The 12,992-nt window shown below is 32.7% G+C and carries 16 protein-coding genes; 9 read left to right on the top strand and 7 right to left on the bottom strand.

Translation table 11 applies throughout. The annotated features are described in order from the left end of the window. The first annotated feature begins 4 nt into the window (after positions 1–4). The 4 genes from IPN31_08270 to IPN31_08255 all read left to right on the top strand — a co-directional run bounded on the left by IPN31_08270 (position 5) and on the right by IPN31_08255 (position 3,054). On the top strand, positions 5–682 hold the full coding sequence (locus IPN31_08270; GenBank protein MBK8681885.1) for a response regulator transcription factor: 678 nt from the start codon (positions 5–7) through the stop codon (positions 680–682). After that, positions 679–1,965, top strand: a complete 1,287-nt coding sequence (locus IPN31_08265; protein MBK8681884.1) for a HAMP domain-containing histidine kinase — start codon at positions 679–681, stop codon at positions 1,963–1,965. The genes IPN31_08270 and IPN31_08265 overlap by 4 nt, the downstream gene beginning before the upstream one ends. Before the next feature lie 81 nt (positions 1,966–2,046). After that, the gene (locus IPN31_08260; GenBank protein MBK8681883.1) at positions 2,047–2,493 is read left to right on the top strand and encodes a PepSY-like domain-containing protein; all 447 of its coding nucleotides are present in this window, start codon (positions 2,047–2,049) and stop codon (positions 2,491–2,493) included. A 120-nt stretch (positions 2,494–2,613) separates the two neighbouring features. Further along, on the top strand, positions 2,614–3,054 hold the full coding sequence (locus IPN31_08255; protein MBK8681882.1) for a PepSY-like domain-containing protein: 441 nt from the start codon (positions 2,614–2,616) through the stop codon (positions 3,052–3,054). Positions 3,055–3,163: 109 nt separating this feature from the next. Here IPN31_08255 and IPN31_08250 read toward each other — a convergent pair whose 3' ends face one another. The 6 genes from IPN31_08250 to IPN31_08225 all read right to left on the bottom strand — a co-directional run bounded on the left by IPN31_08250 (position 3,164) and on the right by IPN31_08225 (position 7,862). After that, entirely contained in the window at positions 3,164–4,057 is an 894-nt protein-coding gene (locus IPN31_08250) for a hypothetical protein (GenBank protein ID MBK8681881.1), read from the bottom strand. A gap of 11 nt (positions 4,058–4,068) precedes the next feature. Beyond that, positions 4,069–4,482, bottom strand: a complete 414-nt coding sequence (locus IPN31_08245; protein ID MBK8681880.1) for a hypothetical protein — start codon at positions 4,480–4,482, stop codon at positions 4,069–4,071. Between the two features lie 50 nt (positions 4,483–4,532). Further along, complete coding sequence (locus IPN31_08240) at positions 4,533–4,919, bottom strand: hypothetical protein (GenBank protein MBK8681879.1); 387 nt, start codon at positions 4,917–4,919, stop codon at positions 4,533–4,535. Positions 4,920–5,101: 182 nt separating this feature from the next. Then, entirely contained in the window at positions 5,102–5,983 is an 882-nt protein-coding gene (locus IPN31_08235) for a glycosyltransferase family 2 protein (GenBank protein ID MBK8681878.1), read from the bottom strand. Continuing rightward, positions 5,983–6,807 carry a class I SAM-dependent methyltransferase gene (locus IPN31_08230; GenBank protein ID MBK8681877.1) on the bottom strand — a complete coding sequence of 275 codons (825 nt, stop codon included), beginning with the start codon at positions 6,805–6,807 and terminating at the stop codon, positions 5,983–5,985. The genes IPN31_08235 and IPN31_08230 overlap by 1 nt, the downstream gene beginning before the upstream one ends. A gap of 2 nt (positions 6,808–6,809) precedes the next feature. Next, the gene (locus IPN31_08225; GenBank protein MBK8681876.1) at positions 6,810–7,862 is read right to left on the bottom strand and encodes a hypothetical protein; all 1,053 of its coding nucleotides are present in this window, start codon (positions 7,860–7,862) and stop codon (positions 6,810–6,812) included. A gap of 311 nt (positions 7,863–8,173) precedes the next feature. Between IPN31_08225 and IPN31_08220 the strand changes: the two genes are divergently transcribed. From IPN31_08220 to queG, 4 genes are read left to right on the top strand one after another with little or no spacing between them, the layout of a single operon-like run. Beyond that, positions 8,174–8,977, top strand: coding sequence for a glycosyltransferase (locus IPN31_08220; protein ID MBK8681875.1), 804 nt, complete (start codon positions 8,174–8,176; stop codon positions 8,975–8,977). A 1-nt stretch (position 8,978) separates the two neighbouring features. Next, positions 8,979–9,731 carry a glycosyltransferase family 2 protein gene (locus tag IPN31_08215; GenBank protein ID MBK8681874.1) on the top strand — a complete coding sequence of 251 codons (753 nt, stop codon included), beginning with the start codon at positions 8,979–8,981 and terminating at the stop codon, positions 9,729–9,731. 9 nt (positions 9,732–9,740) lie between these two features. Beyond that, on the top strand, positions 9,741–10,427 hold the full coding sequence (locus tag IPN31_08210) for an NAD(P)H-binding protein (protein MBK8681873.1): 687 nt from the start codon (positions 9,741–9,743) through the stop codon (positions 10,425–10,427). Further along, positions 10,421–11,353, top strand: a complete 933-nt coding sequence (gene queG / locus IPN31_08205) for a tRNA epoxyqueuosine(34) reductase QueG (GenBank protein MBK8681872.1) — start codon at positions 10,421–10,423, stop codon at positions 11,351–11,353. The genes IPN31_08210 and queG overlap by 7 nt, the downstream gene beginning before the upstream one ends. Here the strand turns inward: queG and IPN31_08200 are convergent. Then, positions 11,350–11,979 carry a tRNA-(ms[2]io[6]A)-hydroxylase gene (locus IPN31_08200; GenBank protein ID MBK8681871.1) on the bottom strand — a complete coding sequence of 210 codons (630 nt, stop codon included), beginning with the start codon at positions 11,977–11,979 and terminating at the stop codon, positions 11,350–11,352. The two genes, queG and IPN31_08200, sit on opposite strands and share 4 nt — an antisense overlap. On the opposite strand from IPN31_08200, the gene IPN31_08195 reads away from it, so the two are divergent. Continuing rightward, positions 11,957–12,940: a glycosyltransferase family 9 protein gene (locus IPN31_08195; GenBank protein MBK8681870.1), complete on the top strand. Its 984-nt coding sequence runs from the start codon at positions 11,957–11,959 to the stop codon at positions 12,938–12,940. The two genes, IPN31_08200 and IPN31_08195, sit on opposite strands and share 23 nt — an antisense overlap. Positions 12,941–12,992: the final 52 nt, after the last annotated feature.

The following is a 12,992-nucleotide window of genomic DNA, read 5'->3' as shown; positions in this document are numbered from 1 at the left end:
AGGCATGAAAATTTTAGTAATCGAAGACGAGCAACAATTGCTTAATAATATCAAAGAGTCGCTGGAAAAAGAAAAATTTTTGGTAGAAACTGCCACTGATTTTCATAGTGCTATTGATAAAGTATTCATACATGATTACGATTGTATTTTATTAGATATAATGTTACCCAATGGCAGTGGATTGGATATTCTCAATGAGATTAAAAAGGCAGGTAAAAGTGAAAATGTCATTATTATTTCTGCTAAAGATTCGCTTGACGATAAATTAAAAGGATTAGAAATGGGCGCAGATGATTATCTCACCAAACCTTTTCATTTAGCTGAACTTAATGCAAGAATAAAAGCTGTTGTGCGAAGAAAAGATCTCAGTGGTAAAAACACTATTGAATTAGCCAACACCATATTAGACCTTGATGAGAGACAGTTTCTCGTAAATAAAAAAGTCTTTCTTCTCAACCGAAAGGAGTTTGATATTCTAAATTATTTCATGGTAAATAAAAATCGCTTGATAACTAAAACTGCAATTGCTGAACACGTTTGGGGGGACAACACCGACCAAGCTGACAATCTGGATTTTGTTTACTATCAAATTAAAAATTTGCGAAAAAAATTGATAGAATCAAATGCCGAAATCGAAATAGAATCTATATATGGCATTGGCTATAAACTTGTTGAAAAATGAAATTACTCAATAAGTCCATACAATATTTATCCGTTTCCATTTTAGGTATTATTACTGTTTGGTCAATAATATTTTACGTAAATATGCTCGACGATATAAAAGGTAAAATGGATGAAGGGTTGGAAAACTACAAACGTATTATTATTCAAAATGCAAAGAAAGATTCAAGCATTTTAACAAAAAATTATTTTGATGAAAGTTTTTTCACCATTCAAAAGATTAATAAACAGGAAGCTATTTCCAGAAAAGATATATATCTCGACACTACATTTTTAATGCAAGATGCAGATGATGACGAGCTCGAATCCGAGCCGGTAAGAATGCTTATAAGTTCCTTTGAGATAGATGGGCAATATTACAAACTGAAAGTAGCCAACTCAATGGTTGACGAAGACGATCTTATTGAAAATCTGCTTCGGGATGTGATATGGCTTTATGTTATCCTGATTACCGGAATTATTTTTATTAATAATGTTGTATTAAGAAGGTTATGGAAACCTTTTTATGAATTTTTAAATCAGGTAAAAAACTTTCGTCTTGGTAGTGCGCAAAAGCTTCCGAATGCACAAACCAACATCAGAGAGTTTACAGATTTACAAAATGCAGTTAACACACTTTTGGAACATAATATCAATGCATTTGAGCAGCAAAAACAATTTATAGGTAACGCTTCCCACGAATTGCAAACACCTTTAGCTATTGCTACCAACAAATTAGAATTACTTTTAGAGAACAACGATTTAAAGAGTGAGTATGCTGAAAACATTGCTGAGGTCTATCAGATAATTCAGCGATTGGTTCGTTTAAATAAATCGCTATTGCTTTTGACTAAAATTGAAAATAAACAGTTTTTGGAAAACCAAACTGTTTCTATAAATAAAATTGTGCGAAATTGTGTAGATGATCTGGAAGATATAACCGATTATAAACATATTGGAATTGCTATTGATGAAACATCAGAATTGAAAACTGAAATGGATGTTTCACTTGCTAATATCATGATTTCAAATCTGATTAAAAATGCTGCTTTTCACAATATAGAAAATGGAAAAATTGAAATTTATATTTCAAATACTTCACTAAAAATATTCAATACAGGAAAAAATATGATGCTTGATGAAAAGCAAATTTTCACACGATTTTACAAATCTGATTCTAAAATAAACAATACAGGTCTTGGGTTAGCCATTGCAAAAGCAATTGCGGATTTATATGGAATTACAATCCGTTATCATTTTGAAAATTCACTACATTGTTTTGAAGTTACTTTTGTTTCAAAATAACAGTGAATAAATTTTGTAATTCCCAATTCTTTCCAAATTCAGCTTATTACTTTGCACTATAAACTTAAAAAAATATACAAAATGAAAAAGAAAATTTTAATTATTGCAGCAGTAATAGGCATCACTTTTACTTCTCAAGCACAAGACATTTTACAAAGCCAAATTCCATCGGTTATTCAAAATCAATTCAACAGCCAATTTCCAAAAGCAACTGCTGTGGAATGGGAAATGGATGGTAGCTATTACAGTGTTGAATTTGAACTTACCTGGAACATTGACCATGAAGTTTGGTACAACACAGAGGGAAAAATGGTAAAGCATAAAGAAGACATATCCCCAAGTGAATTACCAAAAGTGGTAAGTGAAAGAATACAAACAGACTTTAGTGGTTACTCTATTGATGATTTGGAACGCATCACTGATAATGGCGAAGTTGTTTATAAAATGGAGCTAAACCACATAATGCAACAAGATTGGGATGTAGTAATAGATGCCAACGGAAAGGTGTTAAACAAAATGGCTGATTAATTAATTTACAGACATTATCTCCTGATGAAGTCTTCAGTTCTGACAAAAATTTCTATCGGTCGGCATCTCACCGACCGATACATTTTCAGCCATCAACTTCTTAAACAAAATATAATCATTATGAAAAATTCAAAAAGAGTATTATTCATGACATTAGTAGTGTTCATTTTTACAGCACTTGGTTGTGAAAAGGAGGGAATAATTAATGAAAATAAATTACCTACCGATATTAAAATGTATTTAGAAACACATTTCCCATCTTGTAGTACTATAAGAATTATAAAGGATGAAGAAAATAAAGAATTAACCTACGACATAACATTGGATTGTGGTATCAACATTGAATTTAATGGCAATAATGAAGTTATTGATATTGATGGAATTTCTCAACTACCAAACTCAGTTATACCAGGCAACATTCTAGATTATACATTAATCGAATATCCGAATGACTTTATAATTGGTTGGGAACTGGAAGGAATTAATCAGCAAATTGAATTGAATACTACTTTAGTTCTTGAGTTTGATTCAAATGGAAATTTTCTAAGAATTGTTGACTAAATAAGTCTTACACAAACCATCAAATTTTAATTTGATTTGACCTAAGTAATTTAAGCTTTATGGCCTAAGTGGAAGAGAAATAAAACCGTTTAGTTTAAACACTTACAAATCAAAACGAATATCCCACATGCACAGAGCCACGCAACACAGAAGATGCATCATTATCATACCTTGAATAAACAGGTATATCTGCATTACAACCAATATTAAAATCACCTGCATTAAAATCCAATCCGAGCGTAGCATAAATATTTACTCCACTGGTACCATGTTGATTATAACCATAGAATTCATCGTAATTAATAAACTCCGCAATTGTTCCGACTAATGGTGTAAAAGAATTTTTACCTGCATCCATTCTATAAGTTACTAATGCAGTTGCAATATTCTGATTTCCGAATTTATAATTATTGCTGTTTTCAGTATTGTACTTAAATAAATAATTAGCAAATACCCCCACATTATTTTTGAAATAAGAAAAACGTAATCCTGTCAAAACATCCCAACTCCCCGACCCTGCCGACATTGCCGGTGGTACATCTTCTTCACGATATGTGCTATAAAATTTTCCTGTTGGCATTTCCACTCCGGCTTTCACATATAAATTCCAATTGGCCTTGGATGAATCATTACTACCAAAAATTTTAATATGATTCAACCAACCAATATCAGCTAAGTCATTCACATCGAAAGGATCGGAATCCGCAAGATGATAACTGTTGAATACATAAGGAACATACGCCTGCATATCCCAACGTCCTTTAATTATTTGTGCACTTCCGGTTAGCATAGTACTTATATATTTTGAATAAATATCAGCACCGGTAAATTCATCAAGGGTATGCATACCACTGTAAGTACCCTGCAGACTTAAAAAATTTGAGCCTGTATAATTCAGCAATCCGGTGTAGTTAAGTGAAGTTTGACAACCACACATATTACATGCACGGGATTGAAATACCGTTAGCAACACAATGGCTGCTAACGGTATTATTTTTTTCACATATTCCATTATTATGGATTAATTGTAAAATGAACTGTTTTTGAATCCGCATCCAATGCAGTTTCATCCATTCCCCAACTGGATGCTCTTACAATACAGTTGGATATTTCAGTAACTATTGGCTCAACGTGATCATGAAATTGAAACAGGTTTTGTGTATGCGGCATATCTAAATAATACAAAATCGTATCTCCGGTGGTTTCATTTAAAGCTAAGACTTCTACATTATGTATTGTGCCTACCACTTCAACATCCACTTCAATATGTAATTCTTCACCGCTATTCATTACCATCCCTTCATCAGGTTCAATAATAGTGATTCTTGCATCGTAATTGGGATCTGGGGTATCATCTACTTTTTCATCACAGGCACTCAATGAGAATACCATTGCCGTAGCTATAAATACTATAAATTTATTTTTCATTTTTTCAGTTTAGTTATTAATAAAAATTGCGTGTGTACTTGAGTACTTAACTAAACTGATTGCGGAGGAGGAATAATTAATTCGGGATAAAAATCTTTTGGAATTATTGTTTCAAAATTGAGAAATGAAATTAATGTTTCAGATCTAAAAAATGGTTTTACTAAATCTGTTGTAAGATGCGCAGGTACTTCATATATTTGTGTTGTAACCGGTGTAGATGTGGGGTTAGTATTTTGTCCATCAGTATGTTGATTCAACTGTTCCATCAAATAACATTTTCCATCACAGGTGGAATCTTTTACATATCGGTTTACACAAATATTATTACTGATATAAGTTTTGTTGAGAGTATAAGAACAATTCAAAATGGACGGATAGCTGATTGCTATAAGATAAAGGATAATAAAACCAAATGCTGTAGCTTGCCTGATTTGCATCTCGATACAAAGTTAATCTAAAAAGAAGTCTATGTAATGACAAATCTCACTATTGCAGGTGCATCATTGACATAGACAACACGATATATCTACAAATTCATACTTGGAAAAGTTTATGAAGCAAAAGAAAATTACTTCATGATATATTTGAACTGTTTAGGAATTAAATCCTGTGTGAGTAGTTAATTGACATTTTTGAAAGAAGAAAACAAAAATTTAATTTTTGCAAAAAATCCCGGAACAAATCGCAGATAAATTAAAACTGTTTTATTGTACTGTTTGCGAAATCTCTTATACCAGGAATGATTCATATTTTCATTCTTACTCCAATGCATCATATTCTTCCACAGTTGCAAACGATTGCGATAAAAATATTCTTTGCCGGACGTAATGCGATTATTACCATGCACTCTGCGCACTGCAATCGGTGCAATATTATCGGCAGAATATAATCGGGATGTAATTGCAAGTTTTAAAATAAATTCTGTGTCCTGACTAAGTCGTAAATTACTAAACCCTCCTACTCTTTCAATCACTGATTTTTTAATTGTTAGTGTATCAATACTAAACCAACCTTGATTTCCAAGTGGCGACATTTGCAGTGCAAGCTGTTCCGGTGCAACATCACTATACATGTGTGTGAGCGTATGAGAAAATCTGGATTTCCATTGTTGTTCATCTTCCGCAGTTTGAAATTGAATTCCCAAACAACCATACACTCCATCCGCATCAGAATGTAATTCAAATATTTTTTCAGTGTTGTCAAAACGATTCGGTAAATACAAATCATCTGCATCTAAAAAAGCGATGAAAGGAAAAGATGCATTTGCAATTCCTAAATTTCTTGCAGCACCGGCACCATGATTTTTTTTATCTGTATGCTGCAAAAATTTTATTTTAGAATTTATGTTTGCTAATTGTAAACATATTTCTGCGGAGGTATCTGTAGAACCATCATCAATCAAAATTATTTCTTCAACCTGTGTTTGTTGTAAAGCAGAATGCACTGCTTCAGCCACAAAAGCTTCGGCATTATAAACAGGAATGATTACAGAAATCTGCATTATACATCTACATTAATAATCAATGTACCTCGCAAGGTTTGAATATATTGCTGTTGAAATTTGGGAAATTCTTTTTGCCAATGTTGTGCAGTGATAATCATATCCGGGCGACCTGCATCATCGGCAAGAATAACTGCATGTTCGGCTGCATACTGTATGAGCAAAGGCAATGCAGGATAGCGGCTCAGCACTCCCACTTTTTCAGGAGGACCATCAATTAATAATAAATCAAACTGTTCTTTTGGAAGCATATCCGCATTATACCAATTATAAGTTTTTTTATTTATCACTTGTTCTGTAATTGGCGCATGCACAAATTGAATATAAGATTCCAATCCATTTAATGTTGCAAAATAGCGGCACTGTTCCAGATATTCTTTATCGCCATCTACAGAAATAATTTTTCCCTGCAATCCATTTTGTTTTAAATATGCTGCTGCAATTAGTGTAGTTCTTCCACATCCTAATTCTAAAATTGTTTTAGGTTTTCTGGTTTGAATTGTTTTGATTAAAATAAATGCAAAATCTGGTGCAATAGTAAAGGAAGTAATTAATGGTAAATGTAATTGCAAGGGATAGGTAGCATAAAATAAATTCCATCCATCTGAAATTGCTACGGTTTCATTTTTCTTTTCAATTATAATATCCTGCAAATTGCGGGCAGTAATCAAAATAGTAAGAAATAAAATGGCAAGGCCAAAAGCCATAAGAATAAATATTTCTCCCTTAAAAATTATTGTATTTATTACATAGGCAACCACGATTAACCCAATGAATAATAAAGTACTATAACCAATATATTTTTTATGTCTGATAGTTGCCATACCTAATTTTTTAATTTATCAATAACCGCTATCGTTTCATCCGCAACATCTTTCCATGAACGATAGGAGTAGTTATCCTCTTTTCTTTCTGCATGTTCCATAATCCATTTATACATTGCACTGATATCATTGGAAATAAAAACCTCCGGACCAGCTTCATCTTTTAAATGACCGGAAGGTGTTGCAACAACAGATAATCCATTTGCACGATATTCATAGTACTTTAATGAACTACCATAATAATCTTGATATCTGCACCAATGATGATCATCATAAAATGCCATTCCCACATCTGCTTTTGATATTATAAAAGAAATTTCTTCTCGGTTTAGCCCTTTATAAATATACACCCGTTCAATGGTTTGAAAAGTAAACTCTACATGTCTGTCGTTGCTGATAATAATTATTCCTAAATCGATACCACTAATCTTTGCAAGTGTTTCCACCATAGAAATTCCCTGCCAAGGATTTGCTGTGCCCGACCATATAGCTATCTTTTTATGTACTCTTCTGATGTCCATTACAGAAGCATATACATCTTCATCAATATTTTTAAAATTTGTACCAAAATGTTCACCACCATTTTCAATTATCACAACATTCTTTTTTCTTAGATAAGTTTTACAATAATCAGCAAGCATTTTACTAGGTGTAATAACTACATCTGCCAAACGAAAATAAAGTTTCAATCGCCTATCAATATATTTAATCCGCACATCGGAATATCCTTTGGTCACTTTCAATTCATCCGGCAATCCGTTAAGTTCAACAATAACTTTCTTACCACAAATTTTTGCAATTAAGGGTAAAAATCTTGTGTTCCCTTCCGTATGCACTCGTACATAAACAACATCAGACTGCATTATGGCTTTTAGAATATATTTAAAACGTGAAGGATAATATATACTGATGTTATCAGGTTTATCGGGAAAAGTAATTAATTGCAAACCTGCTTCAGTAAGATATTTAACCAGATAGTACCCATGAATGGAAGAACCTCCTTTAATCGGAAAATGCGATGGATAGAAAAATGCTATTTTATTTTTTTGAGCCAAGTATTTTCATTTTTTTTTGGAAAGCTCAAAAATAAGCTAATTAAACCTTTTTAAAATTCAAATAAAATTGATTCTGTTTATAAAAAATATAGTGATTGGTATTTTATGAAATTTTCACTAGAAACATTATAAATGATATGATGTTGATTTTGATTAAAGGTTAAACATAATGCAGCTTATCAGGAAAAAGGTATTGTATATGGTAAAATGTTTTACAAGTAACTTCGCTATTTTTAATCCGAAAAAAATTACTATTGATTTCCGATTTCAATACTGATGAAGAATAAAATATTACAAACAAAATTACCCGTATGAAATCCACAATCGGGCTTGCAATATCTACATTGAATGATGGCATTTTCCAAATTGATGCTTTATGTAATGCAGGTTTCGACGAAATAGTAATAGTACATCAAATTACTGCATTTGAAAAGATAGAAGAGTATAAGTTGGTTTATAAAAAATTATCCGCCCCCTATATTAAATTTATCAGCATGCAGGAAACCGGCTTATCTAAAAGCAGAAATGCCTGTATAGAAAATATCACTACAGATTATTTACTGTTATGCGATGATGATAATTTACTTACCGAAAATATTTACAGCACACTTTTGCAATCCATAGAAAAATATCCGGATGCAATTACTTTAACGGGAAAGATGCTGGATGATAAAATGCAGCCGATAAAAAATTATAGCAACAATACTTTTCTTCACAGCGTACGCACTGCCGCAAAAGTGAGTTCTTGTGAAATGCTGTTGAAACGCAATTGGATTCTACAGAATAAAATAACATTTAACGAGCAGTTTGGATTGGGTGCCACTTATCCCGGAGGTGAAGAATTTATTTTTTTGAATGATATAATTAAAGCAGGTGGAACAGCCAGATATATTCCTATAAACATTTGCATTTTAAAAACAATGAATACTTCAGGTCGCATTTATACACCTGCAATGGTTACCGCAAAAGGAGCGATGATTCGTAAAGTATATGGCTGGCAATTTTTATTTATAAATTTAGCATACACTATGCGCAAATATGGAGAGTACAAATCAAGTATGAGTGCATGGCATTTTATACATTATATTTATTTCGGCAGCATCAATTTTAAATGATATGACCGCAATTAAAGTTTCAGTAATAATTCCGGTATATAATGCAGCAATCTCTATTGCCAAAACAGTGGATAGTGTGCTATATCAAACATTGCAATCATTCGAAATAATTTTAATTAATGATGCTTCTACCGATAATTCTTTGGAAATAATTACTGCACTTGCACAACAACATGCACAAATTTCAATAATAAATTTGCAACAAAACGGAGGCCCCGGCATTGCAAGAAATGCAGGTATTAAAAAAGCGATTGGAAAATATATTGCATTCTTAGATGCAGATGATACATGGCATTCATTAAAATTAGAAAAGCAGGTGGCTTTTATGGAAGCAAATAATCATTTACTCACTTATACCTGGTACGAAACTTTGCAAACTAAAACACACAATAAAAAAATAATTTTAGCACCTGCATCGGTTACCTACAAACAATTATTAAAACACAATACAATCGGAAACTTAACTGCAATGTACAATTCAGAATCATTGGGAAAAGTATATATGCCTGAATTGCGTATGCGACAAGACTGGGGATTGTGGTTAAAAATTTTACAATCAGGAATAACAGGATATTGTTTACCCGAAATTTTAGCTACCTATCATACTTCCGAAAATTCTTTATCGGCAAACAAATGGAAAGTGGCAAAATATAACTGGCAGATTTTACGCAACTATCAGCAGCTTTCCTTGTTTGCATGTATGTGGTACTTTATTCATTTTTTGTTTTTTAAAACAAAAAAATATTTTTTCTAAACTCAATATATGGCAACTGCAACAGTTTTTGGCGCAAGCGGATTAACAGGAAGTGCTTTAACAGAATTACTGTTAAGCAATACAGCTTTCACCTCGGTAAAAGTGGTGGTGCGCAAGCCATTGAATGTGCATCATGAAAAATTACAACAGGTAGTAATTGATTTTTCACAACTACATGATTATCCGGATTTATTTTCTTCTGATCATATTTTTTGTTGTCTGGGCACCACCATGGAAAAAGAAAAAGGAAATAAAGAAACCTATAAAAAAGTGGATAAAGAATATCCGGTGCAAATAGCAAGACACAGTGCAATGCATAATTGTAAATCACTGCACATTATGTCTTCAATGGGTGCTAATCCAAACAGCACTATTTTTTATTCAAAACTAAAAGGTGAAATGCAGGAAGAGGTAATTGCGGAGTGGAAAGGAAAAGTATCGCATTCCACATTGTGCATTTATCAACCGGGATTATTAGAAGGAGAGAGAAAAGAAAAAAGATTTGGTGAAGGTTTTGGCAAAATTATTATGCGCATTTTTAATCCGATATTGATAGGTGGTTTGCGCAAATATAAAAGCATACATGCAAGTGACGTAGCCTTAGTGATGATGCATAATGCACTGCATTTAAAATACGGTTTGCATATCATTAAAAATGATGTGCTTTTACAAAGTGCAAAAGAGATAAAATCTTGAATCGCACTTCACTCACACAATTTATTAAATCAGAATCCGGTAAAATAGGATTTGCTTTTTGTGGAATTTCAAAAGCAGAAAAATTAGAAACGGAAGCAATACAATTAGAACAATGGTTACAAAAAGGATTGCATGGCAAAATGCATTACATGGAAAATCATTTTGAAAAACGTGTTGACCCTACACTATTAGTTCCCGGTGCAAAATCAGTTATTAGCCTGATGTATAATTATTATTCCGAAATAAAACAGGAAGATGAATTGGCACCAAAAATTTCGATGTATGCGTATGGAGAAGATTATCATTTTGTAATAAAAGAAAAACTACAATTGCTTGCTGACATTATTTCCAAACAAGCAGGGGAATTTTCATATCGCATATTTACTGACTCTGCTCCGGTATTAGAAAAATCATGGGCAAAGAAAAGTGGATTAGGATGGCAGGGTAAAAACACAACTCTCATCCATCCGAAAAATGGATCGTATTATTTTCTTGCTGAAATTATTTGTGATTTAGAATTAGAGTACGATAGTCCGATAAAGGATTATTGTGGTACTTGCACAGCATGTATTGATGCATGTCCTACAGATGCATTGCAACCTTATTCAATAGAAGCACAAAAATGTATTTCATATCTCACTATTGAAATGAGAGAAAATATTCCTGAAGATTTTTCAGGTAAAATGGATAACTGGATGTTTGGTTGTGATATTTGTCAGCAAGTATGTCCGTGGAATAGGTTTAGTAAACCACATCAGGAAATTAGATTTATGCCTTCAGCAAAATTAATGGCGATGCGCAAAGAAGAATGGGAATCGCTTTCTTTGGAAACTTTCAATAGTGTCTTTAAAAAATCTCCTGTTAAAAGAACAAAATATATTGGCTTAACACGCAACATAGATTTTTTAAAAACCGAAAACGATTAATGCATGCGTTTACCATCAAGTTCTAATTGATGTATTAATTCTGCCTCAAATTCCAACCATTCCTGCCAGCGTTTTTTCACTACATCTTTGCCTAAATATGCGTTCGCCAAATCAATAAACATTCTATAATGCCCTGCTTCGGAAATCATAAACTCTCTGTAAAATTTTTGAAGATGTACATCTTCCAATCCTTCACTCAGCAAACGAAATCTTTCACAACTACGAGCCTCAATTAAAGCCGACATTAATAATTTTTCTAACAAAAGCGATTCTCTGCTGCCACCCTTTTTTTGATATTTAATGAGCGCACTCACATATTTATCGCTGCGTTGTCTGCCTAATTTTAACTCCCTGCGTTTTAATTCTTTCAACACCATTCTGAAGTGTCCCCACTCCTCTGTAACAATCGGCGATAATTCTTCTACCAATCGCTCATGCTCCGGAAATAGTTGAATAATAGAGATACAAGTGGAAGCCGCTTTCTGCTCACAATATGCATGATCCGAAAGAATATTCTCAATACTCATCGAAGCTAAATCCACCCATCTCGGATCTGTTGGTAATTTTAATCCTAACATTTTTGATATTTGCTGAACAAAGGTAATGCGTAAGAAAATTCTGATCATACGATTTTCAAGTATTGGTGATATTGTACTCACCACTCCGATTGTGCGATGTATTAAATTACAATTGCCCGATGTGGAATTACATTACTTAACAAAAAAAGTATATGCATCAATTCTAACTGCGAATCCACACATAGATAAAGTAATTGTTCTTGAAAAACATCTGCATGATTTATTACGGATTATAGCGGCTGAAAAATATGATTATGTAATTGACCTGCATAAAAATTTGCGGTCGGGAATGATTACATCTAATCTGCAATTATCTGTGAGTTCATTTGATAAACTCAATTTTCGCAAATGGGTGATGGTGCGTTTCAAGAAAAATATTTTACCCGATACACATATTGTACAACGCTATTTAGAAGCAGCTGCAGTATTGGGTGTGATGGATGATGGTGATGGATTGGAATATTATATTCCTAAAGAAGATGAAATTACTATCACTGAATTTCCCGAAACACATCGCAATGGATATGATGCAGTAGTAATAGGTGCTGCACATTTTACTAAAAAATTACCCGTAGAAAAATTAATAGAATTATGTAATCGCATTAACAACCCAATAATTTTAGTAGGTGGAAAAGAGGATACAGAAAACGGAAATTTAATTGCAATTACAAATAAAAACATTTGGAATGCATGTGGCTTATTTTCTATTAATACATCCGCATCTATCATTCAACAATCCAATCGTGTATTTACGCATGATACCGGGATGATGCATATTGCCGCAGCATTTCAAAAACCGATTATATCCTTTTGGGGAAATACAATTCCTGAGTTTGGTATGTATCCTTATTATGGTAAAAATATTTCGTTGGATATGTTGAGAAAGAAAAATCAAATCATGGAAGTGAAAGGGCTTTATTGCAGACCATGTTCTAAAATCGGCTTTGAAAAATGTCCGCAAAAACATTTTAAATGTATGCGTGAAATAGATTTAGACTCTATTTCCTAATCCGGTTTTTCAATATCCAAAGTGCATTATTCCGTACTTTTGTAAAAATGTT

It is taken from the genome of Bacteroidota bacterium, assembly GCA_016715425.1.
GTDB lineage: Bacteria > Bacteroidota > Bacteroidia > Chitinophagales > BACL12 > JADKAC01.
Note: the sequence above shows the minus strand (reverse complement) of the source record. Positions and strands in the feature narration are given on the sequence as shown.